Source organism: Ralstonia sp. OTU4908 (assembly GCF_038440115.1).
GTDB lineage: Bacteria > Pseudomonadota > Gammaproteobacteria > Burkholderiales > Burkholderiaceae > Ralstonia > Ralstonia pickettii.
Window position 1 is genome coordinate 102,221 of record NZ_JASATD010000003.1, and the last position, 18,991, is coordinate 121,211.

Annotated in this window: 18 protein-coding genes and 2 pseudogenes; 9 read left to right on the forward strand and 11 right to left on the reverse strand. The window is 64.7% G+C overall.

The features are described 5' to 3' along the window. Positions 1 to 114 precede the first annotated feature (114 nt). The gene (locus tag AAHM38_RS03950; protein ID WP_004627540.1) at positions 115 to 369 is read right to left on the reverse strand and encodes a GlsB/YeaQ/YmgE family stress response membrane protein; all 255 of its coding nucleotides are present in this window, start codon (positions 367 to 369) and stop codon (positions 115 to 117) included. Positions 370 to 575: 206 nt separating this feature from the next. Between AAHM38_RS03950 and AAHM38_RS03955 the strand changes: the two genes are divergently transcribed. The 4 genes from AAHM38_RS03955 to AAHM38_RS03970 all read left to right on the forward strand — a co-directional run bounded on the left by AAHM38_RS03955 (position 576) and on the right by AAHM38_RS03970 (position 4,244). Continuing rightward, a complete protein-coding gene (locus AAHM38_RS03955) occupies positions 576 to 1,136 on the forward strand; it encodes a GbsR/MarR family transcriptional regulator (protein WP_024974666.1) in 561 nt (186 codons plus the stop codon). A 14-nt stretch (positions 1,137 to 1,150) separates the two neighbouring features. Continuing rightward, on the forward strand, positions 1,151 to 2,524 hold the full coding sequence (locus AAHM38_RS03960) for a cytochrome ubiquinol oxidase subunit I (RefSeq protein ID WP_103519137.1): 1,374 nt from the start codon (positions 1,151 to 1,153) through the stop codon (positions 2,522 to 2,524). Beyond that, the gene (locus AAHM38_RS03965) at positions 2,521 to 3,552 is read left to right on the forward strand and encodes a cytochrome d ubiquinol oxidase subunit II (RefSeq protein WP_004627546.1); all 1,032 of its coding nucleotides are present in this window, start codon (positions 2,521 to 2,523) and stop codon (positions 3,550 to 3,552) included. The genes AAHM38_RS03960 and AAHM38_RS03965 overlap by 4 nt, the downstream gene beginning before the upstream one ends. A 260-nt stretch (positions 3,553 to 3,812) precedes the next feature. Continuing rightward, positions 3,813 to 4,244, forward strand: a complete 432-nt coding sequence (locus AAHM38_RS03970; protein WP_116575223.1) for a PGDYG domain-containing protein — start codon at positions 3,813 to 3,815, stop codon at positions 4,242 to 4,244. Positions 4,245 to 4,248: 4 nt separating this feature from the next. Here AAHM38_RS03970 and AAHM38_RS03975 read toward each other — a convergent pair whose 3' ends face one another. Further along, complete coding sequence (locus AAHM38_RS03975) at positions 4,249 to 5,178, reverse strand: hypothetical protein (RefSeq protein WP_116575224.1); 930 nt, start codon at positions 5,176 to 5,178, stop codon at positions 4,249 to 4,251. A 184-nt stretch (positions 5,179 to 5,362) separates the two neighbouring features. On the opposite strand from AAHM38_RS03975, the gene AAHM38_RS03980 reads away from it, so the two are divergent. Further along, positions 5,363 to 6,259, forward strand: coding sequence for an oxygenase MpaB family protein (locus AAHM38_RS03980; protein WP_116575225.1), 897 nt, complete (start codon positions 5,363 to 5,365; stop codon positions 6,257 to 6,259). A 12-nt stretch (positions 6,260 to 6,271) separates the two neighbouring features. On the opposite strand, the gene AAHM38_RS03985 is transcribed toward AAHM38_RS03980, so the two are convergent. Both AAHM38_RS03985 and AAHM38_RS03990 read right to left on the reverse strand, forming a co-directional pair. Then, positions 6,272 to 7,852 carry an MDR family MFS transporter gene (locus AAHM38_RS03985; RefSeq protein ID WP_116575226.1) on the reverse strand — a complete coding sequence of 527 codons (1,581 nt, stop codon included), beginning with the start codon at positions 7,850 to 7,852 and terminating at the stop codon, positions 6,272 to 6,274. A gap of 90 nt (positions 7,853 to 7,942) precedes the next feature. Then, entirely contained in the window at positions 7,943 to 8,890 is a 948-nt protein-coding gene (locus AAHM38_RS03990) for a LysR family transcriptional regulator (RefSeq protein ID WP_116575227.1), read from the reverse strand. Positions 8,891 to 9,017: 127 nt separating this feature from the next. Between AAHM38_RS03990 and AAHM38_RS03995 the strand changes: the two genes are divergently transcribed. Further along, positions 9,018 to 9,644 carry an FMN-dependent NADH-azoreductase gene (locus AAHM38_RS03995; RefSeq protein WP_116575228.1) on the forward strand — a complete coding sequence of 209 codons (627 nt, stop codon included), beginning with the start codon at positions 9,018 to 9,020 and terminating at the stop codon, positions 9,642 to 9,644. Positions 9,645 to 9,787: 143 nt separating this feature from the next. Here the strand turns inward: AAHM38_RS03995 and AAHM38_RS04000 are convergent, their stop codons facing one another. Further along, positions 9,788 to 9,934, reverse strand: a complete 147-nt coding sequence (locus AAHM38_RS04000) for a hypothetical protein (protein ID WP_165835776.1) — start codon at positions 9,932 to 9,934, stop codon at positions 9,788 to 9,790. 457 nt (positions 9,935 to 10,391) lie between these two features. On the opposite strand from AAHM38_RS04000, the gene AAHM38_RS04005 reads away from it, so the two are divergent. Then, on the forward strand, positions 10,392 to 10,523 hold the full coding sequence (locus tag AAHM38_RS04005; RefSeq protein ID WP_004627564.1) for a hypothetical protein: 132 nt from the start codon (positions 10,392 to 10,394) through the stop codon (positions 10,521 to 10,523). Positions 10,524 to 10,560: 37 nt separating this feature from the next. Here AAHM38_RS04005 and AAHM38_RS04010 read toward each other — a convergent pair. The 3 genes and pseudogenes from AAHM38_RS04010 to AAHM38_RS04020 form a co-directional block, all read right to left on the reverse strand. Beyond that, positions 10,561 to 10,848: pseudogene (locus AAHM38_RS04010) on the reverse strand (peptidase S1); the annotation flags it as partial. A 409-nt stretch (positions 10,849 to 11,257) separates the two neighbouring features. Further along, positions 11,258 to 11,713, reverse strand: a pseudogene (locus tag AAHM38_RS04015) (protease pro-enzyme activation domain-containing protein); the annotation flags it as partial. Positions 11,714 to 11,845: 132 nt separating this feature from the next. Continuing rightward, positions 11,846 to 12,904: a hypothetical protein gene (locus AAHM38_RS04020; protein ID WP_116575230.1), complete on the reverse strand. Its 1,059-nt coding sequence runs from the start codon at positions 12,902 to 12,904 to the stop codon at positions 11,846 to 11,848. An 889-nt stretch (positions 12,905 to 13,793) separates the two neighbouring features. Between AAHM38_RS04020 and AAHM38_RS04025 the strand changes: the two genes are divergently transcribed. Continuing rightward, positions 13,794 to 14,135, forward strand: a complete 342-nt coding sequence (locus AAHM38_RS04025) for a DUF1488 family protein (RefSeq protein WP_116575329.1) — start codon at positions 13,794 to 13,796, stop codon at positions 14,133 to 14,135. 76 nt (positions 14,136 to 14,211) lie between these two features. Here AAHM38_RS04025 and AAHM38_RS04030 read toward each other — a convergent pair whose 3' ends face one another. The 3 genes from AAHM38_RS04030 to AAHM38_RS04040 form a co-directional block, all read right to left on the reverse strand. Continuing rightward, a complete protein-coding gene (locus tag AAHM38_RS04030) occupies positions 14,212 to 15,909 on the reverse strand; it encodes an AMP-binding protein (protein ID WP_116575231.1) in 1,698 nt (565 codons plus the stop codon). A gap of 152 nt (positions 15,910 to 16,061) precedes the next feature. Then, positions 16,062 to 16,583: a hypothetical protein gene (locus AAHM38_RS04035; RefSeq protein ID WP_116575330.1), complete on the reverse strand. Its 522-nt coding sequence runs from the start codon at positions 16,581 to 16,583 to the stop codon at positions 16,062 to 16,064. A gap of 145 nt (positions 16,584 to 16,728) precedes the next feature. After that, positions 16,729 to 17,613, reverse strand: coding sequence for a LysR substrate-binding domain-containing protein (locus AAHM38_RS04040; RefSeq protein WP_039375943.1), 885 nt, complete (start codon positions 17,611 to 17,613; stop codon positions 16,729 to 16,731). 131 nt (positions 17,614 to 17,744) lie between these two features. Between AAHM38_RS04040 and AAHM38_RS04045 the strand changes: the two genes are divergently transcribed. After that, the gene (locus AAHM38_RS04045) at positions 17,745 to 18,503 is read left to right on the forward strand and encodes a sulfite exporter TauE/SafE family protein (protein ID WP_116575232.1); all 759 of its coding nucleotides are present in this window, start codon (positions 17,745 to 17,747) and stop codon (positions 18,501 to 18,503) included. The last annotated feature ends 488 nt before the right edge of the window (positions 18,504 to 18,991 follow it).

Consider the following 18,991-nt stretch of genomic DNA (forward strand, 5'->3'; position numbering starts at 1 on the left):
CGCGGCGCGGCTGCCCTGGGTTCAACCAGTCTAGGTGATGCGGTGCATGTTGAAATCCGGCGGTTGGATGACATGCGCATCCACCGCCGTTCTTGGCGCCGGTGCCGGCGCGCGCTATGCGCGCTTGATTAGCCGGATGATGAACAGCAGGATCACCGCGCCGATCACCGCCGTGATGATCGAGCCGATCCACCCACCGCCCAGCGAGATGCCGAGCACCCCCGCCAGCCATCCGCCGATGAACGCACCGACGATGCCGACCACGATGTCGACGAAGATGCCGAAACCGCCGCCCTTGACCAGGATGCCGGCCAGCCAACCCGCCACCGCGCCAATGATCAGCCAGGCAATCAAACCGTGTGAGGCCATGTTTGCGCTCCAGAGAATGTGCGTTTTGAGGGACGTTACCGCATAGGCATAGTAGGCGAAGACAGCACAATCGCGATGTGCGTTCGACGGGGTTTTTGCAATTGCGTCGGGCTATCCGAGCATCCCGCGACAGCGCGTCACATTGCACTGCAGGGTAGGACGCCTAAAATTTCAAAAATTCCTGAAAATTGAGAAAGATCAAAACAATGCAACTCTCTCCCTTGAAACAGCGCTTCGTCCTGCATTTCGGCGAGATGGGCAGCCGCTGGGGCATCAACCGCACCGTCGGGCAGATCTACGCGCTGCTCTATGCTGCGCGCGAGCCGATCAACGCGGACGAGATCGCCGAGTCGCTGGGCTTCTCCCGCTCGAACGTGAGCATCGGGCTGAAGGAGTTGGAGTCTTGGAAGCTGGTCCGCCTCTCGCACAAGCCGGGCGACCGGCGGGAATATTTTTCCGCCCCGGACGACATCTGGACCATCTTCCGCACGCTGGCCGAGGAGCGCCGCAAGCGCGAGATCGACCCCACGCTCTCGCTGCTGCGGGACGTGATGCTGGAATCCCCCACCGATCCCGACGACCGCCACGCCCAGGCGCGCATGAAGGAGATGTACCAGCTCATCACGCTCATGACCAACTGGTTCGACGACGTGCAGAAGCTCGACGCCGAATCGCTTCAGCAACTCATGAAGATGGGTGCCAAGGTGCATAAGTTGTTGGAAATGAAGAACAAGCTTGCCGTTGTCGTTGGCGGCAAGTCCAAGTAGCCCCCGAGAAAGCCATGTCACTCGATCCCGTTGTCCTGGCGCGCATCCAGTTTGGCGCCAACATCACCTTCCACATCCTCTTTCCCACCATCAGCATCGCGCTTGCGTGGGTGCTTCTGTTCTTCAAGCTGCGCTATCGCAAGACCGGTGACGAGGCCTGGATGGCCGCCTATCGCCTTTGGGTGAAGGTCTTCGCATTGACGTTCGCGCTGGGCGTGGTATCCGGCGTGACGATGAGCTTTCAGTTCGGCACGAACTGGCCTGGCTATATGAATACCGTCGGCAATATCGCCGGACCGCTGCTGGCGTATGAGGTGCTGACCGCGTTCTTTCTGGAAGCCAGCTTTCTCGGGATCATGCTATTCGGCACCGGCCGCGTGAGCCCGCGCATCCACACATTCGCGACGTTCCTTGTCGCGTTGGGCACGACCATCTCTGTCTTCTGGATCATCGCGCTCAATTCGTGGATGCAGACACCCGCCGGCTACGTGATGATCGACGGCCGTGCGCATCCGCAAAGCTGGCTGGCGATCATCTTCAACCCGTCGTTTCCCTACCGGTTCACGCACATGCTGCTGGCGTCGGGGCTGACGGTGTCGTTCCTGCTGGCGGGGTTGTCCGCTTACCGCTGGCTGCGCAACGACCGCGGTGGCGACGTGCGTGCGGCGCTCAAGACCGGCGTGGTGCTTGCCGCCATGCTCATCCCGTTGCAGATTGCCGCCGGAGATGCGCACGGCCTGAATACGCTGGAACATCAACCTGCCAAGCTGGCCGCGATGGAAGGCATCTGGCAAACCGAACGCGGTGTGCCGGCCGTGCTGTTCGGCATTCCCGATGCAGCAACGCGCAGCAATCGCTACGAGATCGCGGTGCCGAAGGTGGCATCGCTGTATCTCACTCACTCGCTCGACGGCGAAGTGCGGGGGCTCGATCAGTTCGATCAGCATCCGCCCGTGCTGCCCGTGTTCTTCGCCTTCCGCCTGATGGTGGGCGTTGGCTTGCTGATGCTGGCGGTGTCGTGGACCAGCGCCTGGCGCCTTCGCCGCAATGGTGAACTGCCGCGCTGGCTGGCGCGCACCCTCGTCGCCATGACGTTCTCCGGCTGGGTGGCGGTGGTGGCCGGCTGGTACGTGACCGAGATCGGCCGGCAACCGTGGCTTGTCTACGGCGTGCTGACCACCGCGCAGGCCGCCTCATCCGTGCCCGCGCGGATGATCGGCAGCACGCTGGCAATGTATCTCGCGCTGTACGCGTTCCTCATCGCCTCCTACATTGGCGTGGTGTTCTATCTGGCCCGCAAGGCCGGCGGCGCCATCGACCCGACCGATGCCGACATCCCCGGCAAGCACACCTCTGAACTTTCCGCGCCCGTCGCGAGCCACGCATGAGCACCATTCCTGACCTCACCCAACCCGCCGGCTGGCTGCCGGTGGTCTTCATGGCCCTGATGGGGATCGCCGTGCTGGCCTACGTCGTCCTGGACGGCTACGACCTGGGCGTCGGCATCCTGCTGCGCCGCGCCGACGACGCCGAGAAGGACACCATGATCGCCTCCATCGGCCCGTTCTGGGACGCCAACGAAACCTGGCTCGTGCTCGGGGTCGGGCTGTTGCTGGTGGCGTTTCCGGCCGCGCATGGCGAGATCCTGGGCGCGCTGTATCTGCCGGTGGCGCTGATGCTGTTCGGGCTCATCCTGCGTGGCGTGGCATTCGACTTTCGCGTCAAGGCACGCGCGCACCACAAGCCGTGGTGGAATCGCGCGTTCTATGCCGGCTCTGTCATTGCCACCGCAGCGCAGGGCCTGATGCTCGGGCTGTACATCACCGGCTTCCAGTACGACGCGGCCAACGTCATCTTTGCGATCTGCACGGCAGGCGGCCTGATTGCCGGCTACCTGCTGCTGGGCGCCACGTGGCTCATCATGAAGACGGAAGGCGCGCTGCAGCTGCGCGCGGTGCTGTGGGCACGCGGCAGCCTGTGGTTTACCGCGTTGGGCGTGGCCGCCGTGTCGCTGGCGACGCCGTGGGTCAGCACTCGCGTGTTCGACAAATGGTTTGCGCTACCGAACATCATCCTGCTGGCGCCCGTGCCGCTGGTGACAATCGTGCTGTTCCTGCTGATCGACTGGGTACTGCGCCGCCTGCCGCAGCAGATTGCGAAGGGCGATGAACACCTCGTCTGGGCGCCGTTCGTCGGCACCGGCGCCATCTTTCTGCTGGCCTTCAACGGCCTCGCCTACAGCCTCTTCCCGTATCTCGTGGTGGACCGGCTCGACATCTGGCAAGCGGCCAGCGCGCCGGAATCGCTCGAGTTCATGCTGGTGGGCGTGGCCATCGTGCTGCCGACCATCGTCGGCTACACGATCTACTCGTACAAGGTGTTCCACGGCAAGGCGACGGAGTTGCGGTACTACTGAGTCAGCTACGAGCGCAGATACGTCCGCCCGGTGCTGTCTTGACGCTCGACTAGCCTTGCGGCCGGCGCTGCGACAGCACCCACAACATCGCGCCCACGGCTTCCGCCTGCGAGCGCGTGCAAGTCTTTTCAAACATGGCCCGAAGTTGCGAGCGTACGGTCGACCGAAGCGGTAGATCATCGACTGCCGATAGGCGACCATTTGCGCTACGCTTACACCCTTTCGCCCGACCGGGCTTTCATCGCCTTTTGCGTCACCTCATGCCCGCCCTGCAACACGTCGACCTCCGCACGGACCCCGCCGCCCGCCCTTTTGTGAAGGACGAAACCGTCCACGTCGACTTTGCTGCCGAAGCCGGCGAGCTGATGAGCCTGGAAGGCCCCAATCGCTACGCCCCCGGCGATGCGCTGATCACCGGTTCAACCGGCGACCGCTGGGTGGTCTCGCGCGAGCGTTTCGATGCGAAGTACGTCCCCGCCGATGCATCGCTCGCGCAGGGTCAGGCTGGCGCCTACCGCAACCGGCCGAGCGTGGTGCTGGCCAAGCAGATGCGCGAAGCGTTCTCGATGGCGCGCTCCGAAGCCGGCGATGTACTGCACGGCCAGGCCGGTGACTGGGTGCTCCAGTACGCCCCTGGCGACTACGGCGTCGTGCAGGCGCAGCGCTTCGCCAAGGTCTACCGCCCAGCCTGAAGCGTTACTGCGCCGCCTGCTGCTGGCGCTCGACTTCGTGGTGCTTCATCTGCAGGTAATCCTGCCGTTCGACTTCATGCAACTGGCGCGGGTACTGCTCGGTGGCGCTGAACCAGGTATTGAGCCGCTGCTGCAAGCGCTTGTCGGCCGGCGCCGACAGCGACTTCAGGTAGGCGTCGATGGCGAGGTAGTAGCGCATCGTGTTGCGCTCGAGCAGGCCGCGCACGCCGCCCACATATTCGGGCTCCCCGCCCGATGAGGACTCCGCCGTCTTGGTAAAGCCGACCTTGCCGCTACCGACCGTGGCAAGGTATGTGCGCATCGCCAGACGCCCCGCCGTACCGTAACCGTACGCGTAGGTCAGGTGCAGGAAGGTATGGTTGCCGGCGCCCGGCGCGGGAATGGCCTCCAGCATGATGTGATAGTCACGCGTGCTGAGCGGGCCGGAAGCCGCGCTGAGTTCCACGCGAAAATAATCTGCACTGCTGGCAACGGGGTGATAACCGAACTCGAGGCGATAGCTGCTGGAGAGCGAGTCTTCCACCTTGCGGCCGAGGTTCACGTTAAGCACGCTGCCATCCGTACCCTGCGTGGCGTGGCAGTACTTGATATTCAGATGCAGGATGAGGACGTCGCACCAGTTGGCAGCGCCGTGCTCCGGATCGCCCAGCGCGCTCTTGACGGTGGCGAACGGGTAGTCGAGCACGCTATAGATGTCGCTCTTGAGCCGTTCGGGCGCTTCGGTGGATTCCAGCACCAACGGCCGATGGAACACGTTATCGGCCAGCTGGGGCGCCACGGTCTGGTATTTGTCGCGCAGCGCTTGCGCGTTGTCTGCCGCACGCGCGGGAAAGCTCAGGCACAGGCCTGCCATCAAGGTAATCAGGGCAGGCGAGCACAACCAGGCGGTATGTCGACGGGGGGTCATAGGCATGGCGTTCTCGTGGAATCGTTCTTCATTCTAGGAGGCGCGGATGCACATGCCGTCGCAACAAATGGTCCTGCGCCGGCACATCGTCCATGCGGCGTTCTGTCATCACGGCAGCCAACGCATGCGCCGATGCGGCTCGGTAAAATGAGCGCTTCTTCGCCTCGTGCTTCCCGGCACTTTCGGCACCATGCCCTCGCCACTCGACGCCATTCGCGAACGCATCGCCAACCAGGTCCGCGGCCTGACGCGCGCCACCGGCAGCCTTACCCTCGACATTGCTTCACCGCCGGGCGACCCCGGCCTGTTCGGCCCCGACGCGGTCTGCTGGAAGGTGCACGCCGATTTTCCGGCGATGATGGCCGGCGGCATCAGCGCGTTGTTGTTGCAGGCGCTGCACCCCCGCGCGCTGGCCGGCGTGTGGGACCACTCCAATTTTCGTGAAGACCTGCAAGGGCGCCTGGGCCGCACCGCGCAGTTCGTGGCCGGCACCACGTATGGCAGCCGGCAAGATGCGCTGGCGCTCATCGACCGCGTGAAGACGATCCACGACCGCGTGCAGGGCATCGCGCCCGATGGCCGGCCGTATTCCGCCAACGACCCCGACTTGCTCACCTGGGTGCACGTGGCCGAAATGTCGAGCTTCCTGGCGGGCTATTTGCGCTATGTAGATGCCAGCCTGAGCGGCGCGCAGCAGGATCGTTACTTTGAAGAGACTGCGCTGGTGGCCGAGATGCTCGGCGCGCGGGACGTGCCGAAATCGCGGGCGGCCGTGCAGACCTATCTGAACGCGATGCGCGCCGAGCTGGTGGCCAGCGATCGCACGCGCACGGTGGTGGACGTCTTGATGACGTGGCAGGCCCCGCGGCCAGGGTTGCGTCCAGCGGTCCGCCTCTTCCTGGACGCGGGCATCCAGCTATTGCCACCGTGGGCCATCCAGATGCTCGATCTGAAGCGGCCGCCGCTGCAGGCGGCGTTTGCCTCGGCGGCCATGCGGACCGTGGCACCGACGCTGCGCTGGGCGTTGCATGACGGCAGCGTGGCGCGCCGCGCTCGTCGGCGCGCGCTGGCGCCTGCAGCCACCTAGCGCGCCCGGCTTTTACTCGATGGCTTCGGCAAGCGACACCTTGCCGCGCAGCGCCTTCTCTTCCAGCCGCACGATCAGCAGCGGCGAAATCACCGACACCGCAGCAGCAAAGAAGAACAGATGCCGGAACGCGCTCTCGCCTGCGCGTTGCAACGCCTGGGCGTCGGCGCCATTGCTTGCCAGGGCCGCGTGGAATAGGTCCATCAGCACGTCGCCGCCGGCGGCCACCTGCGCTTCGGGCGCAGCCTGACGCAGCAGCGCAATCAGCACGGACGTCAGCACTGCCACACCCACAGCGCCACCCAGCAGGCGCGAGAACGCCGTCAGCGCCGTGGCCAGGCCCACAGTCTGCGGGGGCACCGCGTTTTGCGTGGCGACCAGGCCGGTCGGGAATTGCACGCCAATCGCCAGTCCGAGCACGATCATCGCAAGGGTGAGCGCCAGTACGCTGTGCGGGTCCAGCAAACCCAGCGATGCCACAGCAAACGGCACCACGCATGCGCCGCCCACCATCAGCGGCTTATAGCGGCCGCTGTGCGTCATCCACTTGCCGGCGATGAAGGCGCCGAGCGGAATCGACAGCGTGAGCGGCACCAGGCGCAGCGCGGCGGCATCAGGGCTGGCACCGGCCACCATCTGAAAGCGCAGCGGCATCAGCACCGACGTGGCAATCAACTGGAAGAAACACAGGAAGAGCGCCAGGCAGCAGATCGTGACCGTGCGCACACGGAACATCGACAGCGGAATGATCGGCTCGGCGGCACGGTTTTCTTGCCAGACGAACGCGCCCAGCAACACCACCGCGCCCGCCAGCAGGCCGAGGTTGTCGGGCTGCCTGAGCGGCGCGCCCTGCCCCACCCGGGTGATCATCAGCAAGAGCGCGGTCAACCCCGCGGCAAACAGCACCACGCCCGGCACGTCGATCGGGCGACGCTGATGCGCCACCGGCAGATGCCGCAGCGTGCGGCGCACGACGAGCAGCGCGACGATGCCCAGCGGCAGGTTGATCCAGAAAATCCAGCGCCACGATAGGTAATGCGTCAGGTAGCCGCCGATCACCGGCCCGGCGAGGCTGGCCATGGCCCACATGCCGCTCACGTAGCCCTGGTAGCGGCCGCGCTCACGCAGCGGCACCACATCGGCAATCGTGGCCTGCGACACCGAGATCAAGCCGCCGCCGCCCAGGCCTTGCAGCACGCGCGCAACCAGCAGCATCGGCATGCTGGTCGCCAACGCGCACGCCACCGACGCCAGCACGAACAGGACGATGGCCGTCGTCAGCATGGCGCGGCGACCGTAGAGGTCGCTCAACTTGCCGTAGATGGGCGTGACGACCGTGGACGCCACCAGATACGCCGACACCAGCCACGCCATCAGCGCAAAGCCGTTGAATTCGCCCGCGATCACGGGCAACGCCACGGCAACGATCGTCTGTTCCAGCGCGCCCAGCAAGATGGCGAGCATCAGCCCGCCCATCACCGCCATCACCGGAATTTCAGGCACGGGTAGCGCATCCAACGGGCTGGATGCCGACGCAATGGGCGCAGTAGGCGTATCTGGCTTGGGCGGTTCGATGCTGGGGCGGGAGGACATGGAAGCGTGCGCGCATGCCGCTCAAGGCACTCGCGCCAATGGGAGAAGCGAAGCCGTTGATGATACTGCCGATTCGCAATCGTTGCAGAGTCAACGATCGGGCTGCCGAACGATGTCCTCATAGCAGCGACTGACATTTGCCGTCATGCCGGGCAACTCTTCTGCCAGGAATTCGATAAACGCGCGCACCGCCGGTACCAAGCCCCGGCGTGACGGAAACACCGCGTGAAACTGGTGCACCGGCAACCGGTATCCCGGCAGCAGCACAACCAGCCGGCCATCACGAACCGGCTCCGCGCAGAGGTTGAACGGCAGTTGCGCAACGCCAATGCCGGCCAGCGTGGTCTGCCCCATCAGATACAGGTCGTCCGTCACCAGCGCGGGGGTGTATTCGATATCGACCGCACCGCCTTCGGGAGCGGTCAGGCGCCAGCGCGTCCGCTCACCGGCCGCGCCGTCGACACCCACGCCCATCACGCCGCGCATGGATTCGGGCGTCTCAAACGGGCCATGCTCGGCAACAAACGACGGGCTGGCCACCAGCACCTGGTCGCTCACGCCAAAACTGCGCACGACGAGGTTGGAATCGTCCAGCGTCGAGCGCACGCGCAGCGCCACGTCGTAGCCGTCGCCTATCACGTCGACACGGCGGTTTGTCACGTCCAGCTCCAGGCGCACATCGGGCTGTGCGCGCAGGAATTTCGACAGCACGGGCGCGATGAACACATGCGCCACGCCCACCGGACAGCTCACGCGCAGGCGGCCAGAAGGTTTCTCGCCGGCGTGCTCGGCCACCTCGAAGGCGGCGCGGGCGGCCTGGGTCATCGATTCGCAATGCGTAAAGAACGCCGAGCCCACGTCCGTGACATGCACGGCGCGCGTTGAGCGCTGCAGGAGCCGCACCCCCAGACGTGTTTCCAGATCCGCCACGCGGCGGCTCACGCGCGATTTGGGAATCCCCAGCGCCCTGGCGGCGCCGGAAAAACTGCCGTGCGTCACCACGCTGGCAAACAGGACGAGGTCGTTCAGGTCTTCCATGGCGGTTCTCCAAAGCACCCGCGCATTGTCCCACTCATAGAACGATATGTGTCGATTGGACCCACTACTGGAACTCGCTGCATCGCACTATCTTTGCAGCAACCCACCTTTTTCCTGGAGAGACACCATGCAAGTCCTTCACATTGATTCCAGCATCCTCGGTGACGCCTCGGCCTCGCGCCTGCTGAGCGCCGCCATTGTTGACGAGCTGCGCCGCGAAAACCCCAGCGCCACCGTCGTCCACCGTGATCTGTCGGTCGAAGCCATTCCGCACCTGGACGGCGCCATTGCCGCGGGCTTCCGCGCCACGGGCGCCGACGATTTTGACGACGCGACCCGCGCAGAGCATGCACGCTCGGAAACGCTCGTGAATGAACTGCTCGCCAGCGATGTGATCGTGGTCGGCGCGCCGATGTACAACTTTTCGGTGCCCAGCCAGCTCAAGGCCTGGATCGACCGCGTGGCGCAAGCCGGCCGTACGTTCAAGTACACGGCAACTGGCCCGGTCGGACTGGCCGGTGGCAAGAAGGTGATCGTTGCGTCGACGCGCGGCGGCATGTACTCCGCCGGCCCGGCCGCCGCCATGGATTTCCAGGAGGCCTATCTGAAGACCGTGTTCGGCTTCTTCGGTATCACCGATGTGCAGTTCGTGCGCGCAGAACGCCTGGCGATGGGCCCGGACGCCCGCGCACAAGCCCTGGAAGCCGCACACGCCGCCATGCGCGACGTTGTAAGCCAGGCCGTGGCAGCCTGAGCGAACAGGATTGCGGCACAACGGGACGCGCCACACCCTGCCTCGCACAATGCCAAACGGGCGCCGCATCGCTGCTGGCGCCCGTTTTCGTTTTCTACTGCCGTGACAACAAGGTGCGATCGCCCGGCGGGCTGATCGGCCGATTACTCGTCGTGGTGTTCGCGCGCCTGATGCATGGCTTCGAGCACACGGCGCGCCCGCAGTTTGTTCCACACAGCCGGCACGACGATCGCGGTGGCGATCAGGCACGGTGCAGCCCAGGCGATGGTGGATTCCAGAAAATTCGTCATGATGCATCCCCCCGATATGTTGCCGATGCGCACGGTTGGGCGGCGCGCATCGCATGGTCCCCGCAGGGCTTGCTGCCTCGACTGGGCCAAGGCGCCCTGACATCTGTCTCTATATAAACGGCTATCGGCGCCTCGCGTTCAAACTTGAAGCACAACGTTTGCCGTTTGGTGTATTTCCCGCCGATCTCGACGATCTGTCAATGGTGTGACGATAAGTTCGTAGAACATTGTGGCGCAGCGCTGACAGCGCCCGGGCGACCGGCCTCCGCTCCACAGTCTCGCCGCAAAGGTAACGGCGAATTACGGGGGCCCCGCAGCGAGTGTTGCCAACGCCGGGAGGACGGCCGTTTGCCGGCTTGGGCGCCACAGTTTTGCTTACAAACCGTAAAGCGCGGTTGCGAGGCATTTCCATACAGTGAGGCCAGATCAACGGCCACCAACACCTAGGAGCCTCATCATGAAACGCACCATCGCCCTGCTCATCCTTGCTGCTGCCGCTACCTCTGCGCTGAGCGCCTGCGTGGTGGTGCCGGCCGGCGGCTATTACGATCGCCCGCATTACTACCACCCGTACTACCGCGGCTATTGATCCGCAAACTGCGTGGCGCGGCCGGCATGTCCGCCCCTCAGGCCTTGCGCGCCTGCAGCATGCGGATGCGCGCGACGGCTTGGTGGTCGGTCGTGGCGGCGTCACAAAGGCGCGCCGGGTCGGCCTTCAGTGCCGTGCGCGAACCGCCGTCCAGGTACACCATGAGCCCCGACGGATAGAACCCCGCCGACAGGTTCTTGCGCACATCGGCATCCAGCAAGGGCATCGCCTTCAGATCCAGCATGGTCTGGTAGAACGGCGTGACGAAGTCGTAGTAGCCGTTGGCGGAAAACACCTTCAAATCCACGTTCAGGCTCATCGTGGCGGGCGTCGGTATTGACCTTGAAGTACACGGCCAGCGTGGCGCCCGGCGCAGTTGCGCCTCCCACCTCCAGGTCGAGCACGACTTCGCCGTCGGGCCCGCTCGGGTCGCCGGTTGGGCGGTTTGCGCCCTGCCCGACGGGCACGGCCGTCACCGTCGGCACGGGCACGCCCAGCTCCTGGAAGTACGCACGCAGACCGTCTTGCCGGTAGCCGCCGCCGCGTTCGATAAACGCAATGCACTGGCCCGCGCCGTCGCCCTGCGGAAAGCCGTAGAGCTGCGCGAGCTGCATCGGTGTGTACGACGCGGTGGGGACCGCACGCGCGGGCCGGATGCCTCCCGGCTCAGTCGACCCGGCAGGCAGCGGCACGAAGCGGAAATGCGGCTGCGCCTGTGGGCGCGAGTCGAGCCCCAGTACGGCAACAACCACGTCCTGCAATGACTCCGGCAACCGCAGCGGGCCGGAACGCCCGCGGTATTCGCAATCGCCATGTGCCACGCGGTGCAGGTGCGTATCGAACGCGCGGCAGAACTGTTCGACGGAGCCCTCGAGCGTGACGGTGGCGGCGGCCACGTTCACTTCCACCACTTGCAGACGGTGTTCGCGAGCAAAGGCGCGGACGGCATCGATGTCGTCCGTAGTGGCGCCAAACTGGGCGGCCCATTCTTCGCGGGTCAGCGGTGTGGGCGGGGGCGTCCCGGCGGCATGCGCGTGAACACAGCCCGACAGGCGCGCATCGAGTTCAGCCTCGTTCGGCCGGCGCAATTGCACAAGCGCCCGGATCTGCTCCGCCGGGTGCGCATCGCCGAGAATGCGTGCGTCTTCAGGAATCGTGCGCTCGCTGCCGTGCAGGGGGTGCCGGACCATGGGCCATCTCCATGTAGGTAGGTGGCCCGTGCGTCGCAACCGGCGTGCCGCGGCGCTGAGGGTGCCGGCAGGATGCGGCGCCACCTCCCACCACGTTAGGCGATGGCTTGTCCGCTTGATCTGCGGGGTTCGTCAGTCGGCGAAATCGGCGCTGCCAGCGCCTTCTGCGGAATGCTGCGGCTTGCCTTCGGCAAAGGCACGGCGAATCAGCGCGCCGCATGCCGCGCTGCGCACATAGGCGCGTGGGCCAAGGGTCTCGCGCACGAGCATGCCGTAGTACCGCTTGTCAGCGGTGATCCACGGATAGAAGCCGAACGCCCCGGCCGAACTGAACGCGCCGTCGCCGCCGGGCTGATCCTCGATCCAGTAATTGAGCGCGTAATGCCATGGCAGCGCGGCGGGCGTGCTGACGGCAGTTGGGCATGTGCCGGGCTCGGTGCAGACGGCATGCTGGCCGAGCATCCTGCCGAGCTGATATTCACCGCGGATGAGACGACGCAGGAACTGGCCGTAAGCAGCCGGCGTGGCGATCATTCCGCCGGCCGGTTCGGGCGCGAGATAACGGATGCCGAGCGGCTTGCCGGCATCGCGCAGGCCCGGTGCATTGGCAAGCTGGTGGTCGAGGTCATTGTTGAGCGCTTCGGCATCGGCGCGGCCCAGGCCGAGATCGATCAGCAGCTTCTGATCATGACCGCCGTTGTAGCTGAAACGGCCGACGTGCCCGGGCGTGAAGGTCGCGTTGCGACCGCGCGCAAAGCAGCTTTGCACGGTGTCATTGCGATTGCACAGCAACGGATTGAGCCCGTCGTAGCCCGAGCGCATGGTGAGCGCGTCGATTTCGGCGGGTGTGGGCTTGCCTTGCGCACGCTCGACCACGTAGGCGCCAAATATCCATTTGGAGGCCGATGCCAACCGCACCGTCTTGTTGGCGCCGATGCGCTGGCCCTGCTGCCCGTGCATCAGCTCGCCGTGGGCGTCACCGATTTCCCAGTAGTAATCGCCTAGACGCTGACAACTGCCGGCATGCGCCAGTGTTGATTGCACCGCGGCACGGCGCGCTGCCAGGCTCGGCGCAGCGGCGTGGGCGGCGGCCCCTGCCACCAATGCAGCCCATGCCACCAAAGCGGCACGCCCCCCTTGCCCGAACCCTGCGAACGCCCTGTTGTTCCGGGCGCGTCTTGCTTGCGTCATGTCGATGTCCTGCTCGTTCTGTGTTGCCTTGCCAGCCCGGCGGCACTGTAACGCAGGTGCGTGGCATTTCGCTGTTTTACGCTCGGGCGCTTGTTGCTGTGCAGTCTTGCAACAAGTCATCCACGAAACGCGCGTGACTGTATCGGTGGCACCTTGCAGGCAGGTTGCGGGGCGCCATCGTCATGCGTTTCAAACGTAAGCGTTTGCGCATCGATTAATCATCTTCGCAGGTGATGAATATCACTTCCTATTTGAACCCCCAATATGTCCTAAACCTACCGTTTATGAGCCAAATGGAGGATAAGAATCATGCCAAGGGGCGCTGGCGGTCTGCAGAGAGTGTCCTAGAATGCAACCGAAGAAAAGTAGATTTAAATAAAAGTAAATACGCGGCAGCGGCGAGCTTTCGGGAGCGGCCATGGGAACAATCAAACGGGAAACAGCGGGCTTGACTGCCCGGCTGGGGTGGGAACGTCACCCTGCCAATTGGCAGATGATTCCTACGCGTCGGCGCCTTTTTCAAACACGTCTTCCGGCGACGCGCGCCTCCACCATTCTGCTCTGGCTGCTGGCCATCTCGATTACCGTAGGTGTCGGACTGCTGCATCGATTGTGGTAGCCATAAAAACATAACGGAATTTTGTACGGGGAAGGTCGCAGCGCGAGAGCGAACACGCAGTCAACCACCGAATTGACAGACCGGCATAACGGCACCGAGGGATAGTCCGACCCGCTTCACTGGGTCAATCGCATCCGGACGGATTCAACGTCTGGAGCATCGTCATCCCTCCATTCGGAAATCACGCTCCTGCATGTGACCATTGCGCCGCGAAAGCGGCATGTGGGGCACGTCATTCAACCGGCGCGCCTGATCAATGGGGGGAGCATCATGAATATTTCATTCACCGGCAAGACGTTCAGGTCCGTAGGCGACCTGTTCTTCCAAGCCATCGTCGACGGCAAGGTCGTCAGCTGTTTCGTCACCTCCGAAGCGCTGTCGCTCTGCGATTGCGCGCATCAGAAGATCACGGCCGAAGAGGTCTATCGCAATTACCGCGACTGGATCGAGTTGGCTGCATCGGACCTGATCCGTGCAGGCTCGCTCGCGCCGGTCATTGTGCGCGGCCGCGACCTGGCCGCTTCACGCGCATCTTTGCCGTACGGTGGCGTGCCGGCCTACGACCTGGACCGCGCACGTCAATTGCGCCTGGTTCCTCGCTCGTCGCGCTGATATCAATCAGCGCTGGCGCAGCGGAACGTGCGGTCGGGGGGCCGCACGTTCCGTGGGTGCCAAAGCTCAACGCGGGTCAATCGCCCGGGAAATCCTCTTCCCAATATTCCTGCAGGTTGCGCACGCCAGCGGTGTTCTCGCTGCGCGCGGCTTCACGCATGCGCAGTTCGACTCGCCGGATCTTGCCCGAGATGGTTTTGGGCAGATCGGCAAATTCGATGCGGCGCACGCGTTTGTAGGAAGCCAATCGGCTGCGGCAAAACCGGAGGATGTCGCGCGCCAGTTCCGGGCCGGCCTCGTGCCCCGCACGCAGTACCAAGAAAGCCTTCGGCACAGCCAGGCGCAACGGATCGGGGCTCGGCACAACGGCGGCCTCTGCGATGGCCGGGTGCTCGATCAGCACGCTCTCAAGCTCGAATGGGCTGACACGGTAATCCGATGCCTTGAATACGTCGTCGGCGCGGCCGACGTAAGTCAGGTAGCCGCTCGCATCGCGCGCCGCAATGTCGGAGGTGTGATACACGCCGCCGCGCATGGCTTCGGCGGTTTTGTCGGCGTTGCCGGCGTAGCCTTCCATCAGGCCGGTCGGCCGTGAACCCAATTCGATGCAGATCTCGCCCTCTTCGGCTTCGTGGCCGTCGGGGTCGCGCAGCGTGATGCGGTATCCGGGCAGCGGCCGACCCATCGAGCCTGCCTTGACGGGCTGCCCCGGGCTGTTGCCGATCTGGCAGGTGGTTTCGGTCTGGCCGTAGCCGTCGCGAATGGTGATGCCCCACGCCGCGCGCACCCGTTCGATCACCTCGGGGTTGAGCGGCTCGCCCGCGCCCACGAGTTCGCGCAGGGCGGGCTTCCACGCGGCCAAGTCTTCCTGGATCAACATGCGCCAGACCGTGGGCGGTGCGCACAGCGTCGTCACCTTGGCGCGGCAGAGCACATCCAGCACTGCTTTGGGCTCGAAGCGCGCGTAGTTGTAGATGAAGACGGTGGCGCCGGCATTCCACGGCGCAAAGAAGCAGCTCCACGCGTGCTTGGCCCAGCCGGGCGAGCTGATGTTCCAGTGCACATCCCCCGGACGCAGGCCGATCCAGTACAGCGTGGACAGATGCCCGACCGGATAGCTCGCATGCGTGTGCATCACGAGTTTGGGTTTGGACGTGGTGCCGGACGTGAAATACAGCAGCAACGGATCGCTCGCCTGCGTGGGCGCGTCGGGGGTGAATTCGGCGGAGGCATCGTAGGCGTCTTCAAAGCGGTGCCAGCCGGCCGGCGCCTTGTCCGTACCGACTGCAATGCGTGTGAACGTGCCCGATACGGCGTCGAGCTTGGCGCAGTCCGCCGCGCCCACCACCACGTGACTCACCTCCCCCATGGCAATGCGTTCACGCAGGTCTTCGGCGGTGAGCAGCGTGGTGGCCGGGATGATGACCGCGCCGATCTTGATGCTGGCGAGCATTACATCCCACAGCCCGGGCACGTTGCCGAGCATAAGCAGGATGCGATCTCCACGCTGCACACCAAGCGCCCGCAAATGGTTGGCCACGCGCGCCGACCGCTCGGCCATCTGCGCGAACGACAGCCGCGTCTCGTTGCCCTGGTCGTCGACGACCCAGAGCGCGATGGCGTCGTTGCCGCGGGCCATGACGTCGAAATAATCCAGCGCCCAGTTGAAGCGGTCCAACTGGGGCCATGCAAAATCGCGCACAGCGGTGTCGTAATCCTCACGGTGCGCGAGCAGAAAGTCGCGGCACCGCAGGAAAGCGTCCAGCGATGTCATGCCTGTCTCCTGAGGTTCGGAGCGTGGTGTTACGCACGCTCCAACTGCACGCGCCTCGTCCGGGCGCTACGGAAACGCACCTGCAACCGACATCGCCACTTATAGGAGGAATTCCTCCGCCAGACCAGCCCGGATTCTCCCGAGCCATGCGCTCATTGCGAGCGCGGCGGAAAACGCAGCGATCGGCCGCCGCCCAGGCTCAGCCACGCCCAGGCCGTTGCAGCCACGACCACACCCAGCACGACGATCCACTGGGCGCCCACCAGCATCAGCTCAATGGTGCCGGCCATGTCCGGAAGAATCTGCGGCCAGGCCGGCGCAAGCCAGCCGTCGGCATCAAACCATGCGCCGCGCCCGGCCCCCGTGGCCAGCTCCACCGCCAGCAGCGCCGCATTGATGGCCGCGAACGCCATGCCGCTGTGTGACAGCAAGCGGCTGAACACCGGCAATTCATACAGGGGCTTCATATATTGAATGTGCCGCGTAAGCGACCACGCGCACACGATGAGCAACGCAACGCTGATAGCCGCTATCAGCGCCGGGCTGCGCAGGCACAGGCCGAGCGCGATCCACGCCAGCGCATTGATTTCGTGGCGCCGGTAGATGCGCAGCGCGCGCGCCGCGTGCAACAGGCCGATCGGCGGAACACCAGGGGGAACACCGGCAGACGCCATGATGTGCTCCATGAGCGGAGGGTTGGTGCGGCGCCGCACGTTTGTGGCGCTGTGCGGCCCGCAACTGCTTGCAGTGTACCGACGCGTTTTCACCCGCGCGAGTTCAAACAGCATCTATCCATCAAATGACGGACGCGCTCCCTGCTCAGGCCTCGCGCAAATGCTCGATCAACTGGCGCGCAAAGACAGGCAGGTCATCGAAATGGCGCACGCAGATGCGCAGCAGGCGCGTCGCCCAGGCGTCGGTCAGGCGCACACGGCGGATGCCCATGGAGCGCTGCAGGCGGATCGCCGCATGCTCCGGAATGACGCCCACGCCCACGTTGCGTTCCACCATGCGGCACACCGCGTCGAAACTGCGCAGGCGCACGCGATATTTGAGCCGGTGGCCGGCGCGTGCGGCGTGCCCCGCCAGATACGCCTGCAATGCGTTGTCGCCTGTCAGGCCGACAAAATCTTCCTGCAAGGTTTCAACGAAGGCCAGCTCGCGGCGCTCGGCCAGCGGATGGTCGCGCGCGGTCACCAGCACGAGGCGGTCGTGGCGGAACGGAAAGGTTTCCAGCCCCGACAGATCGACCGCGTCGTTGACGATGCCGATGTCGGCGCGCCCCTGCGCAATCGCTTCGACAATCTCGTGGCTGACCAGCTCTTCCAGGTCGATATCGACTTCAGGGTGTGCGGCCAGAAAAGCGCTGAGCGTTTCCGGCAGGAACTCGGTCATCGCCGCCGTGTTGGAAAGCAGCCGCACGTAGCCCTTTAGGCCACGCGCGTATTCGCCCAGCTCACCGCGCATGCGGTCCATCTGTTGGAGAACGACGCGGGCGTGGTGGACGAGCGTACGGCCCGCAGCGGTCGTTTCCACGCCGCGCCGGTTGCGCGTGAGCAGGGGCACGCCAAGCGTGTCTTCCATCCCGCGGATGCGCGCGCTGGCCGATGCCAATGTGAGGTGCGCGCGTTCGGCGCCCGCCGTGATGCTGCCGGCTTCGGCGGTATGGAGGAAGAGTCGGAGGTCGGTCAGGTCGAAGCGCACGATACCTCTCAAAATTGGAGTCTGCCTCAGCCTCACACTGAGGCTCGGTCAATGTATCGCAGATTGTGGCGGGGTCGCCCGGGTCCGAAACTGAGGCACCTAAAAACAGAACATCGTAGACATCGCCCCCAATGGAATCCGCCACGCTGCTGCTTTTTGGCGCGGGCCTGCTCGCCGGCATGATGAATGCGCTGGCGGGCGGTGGCTCGTTTGTTACCCTGCCCGCGCTCATGTTCGCGGGTGTGCCGTCGGTGTTTGCCAATGCGTCGAGCACGGTGGCACTGCTGCCCGGCGCGGCCACATCGGCGTGGGCGTATCGCGCGGACTATCGCGGGTTCGGACACGTCTCGATGCAGGCGATGGTCGGGATCAGCCTTGTGGGCGGGCTGCTCGGCGCGCTGCTGTTGATGAACACATCGTCTCGCGCGTTCGATTTCATCGTGCCGTGGCTGCTGCTGATCGGCTCGCTGGCATTCACCTTTGGGAAACAGGCCGGTGCGTGGCTGCGTCGGCGCGTGCAGATCGGGCGGACAACACTGCTGATCGCGCAAGGTGCGCTGGCCGTTTATGGCGGCTACTTTGGCGGCGCGGTCGGGATCATGATGATGGCCGTCTGGGCACTGTTCGGCCACGACGACATCAAAGCACTGAACGCCTCACGCACCTTGCTGGTGGGGGCGACCAACCTGGTGGCGGTGGCGTGTTTTGCGCTGGCAAGAATGGTGTGGTGGCCGCAGACGCTGGTCATGCTGGTGGCCGCCGCGCTGGGTGGCTATATGGGGGCGCATGTGGGCAAGCGTTTGCCGGTGCCGGTTGTGCGGACGTTGATTTCCACATTCGGCTTTTCAATGACAGCGCTGCTGTTCTGGCGCGCCTGGTTGCACGTTTGAGCGTGAAGAGAACCGCCATGTCGCACATGCAGCCTCATTCGACACACCGCACACCCGCGCCACGTGCCCATCGCGATCCGGCAGCCCATCGGGCCACGCGCCATGCCGGGCCGTCCCATCTTGGTGGATCGTCATCCGCCGAGCCCGAAATGGCGGGTGCGCAAGCCGTGTTCTACATCGCCCGAGGCGTTGCAGCGTTGTTGGCCGCCGTGGCCGTGGGCCTGGGAGCCGCATCCGACAAAGCAGAGCAACCTTCCACGCCATACCCCTCTTCTTCGCAGGCGACAGCGCGCTAAGGGCACGTTATCATCCGCCCCGCCACCGCACTGTCCCGGGAAATACAGATTCACTTTTCGACCGGGCAAAGAAAAAGCCCGCGGGCCGGGGGGCGAGCGGGCTTAACATCTTCAGCCTTTGACGACGAAAGATGGTCGGGTGTGCTTTGTGAATGAGCAATGCGCCGGAATTCACAAAGCGAAGCCATTATA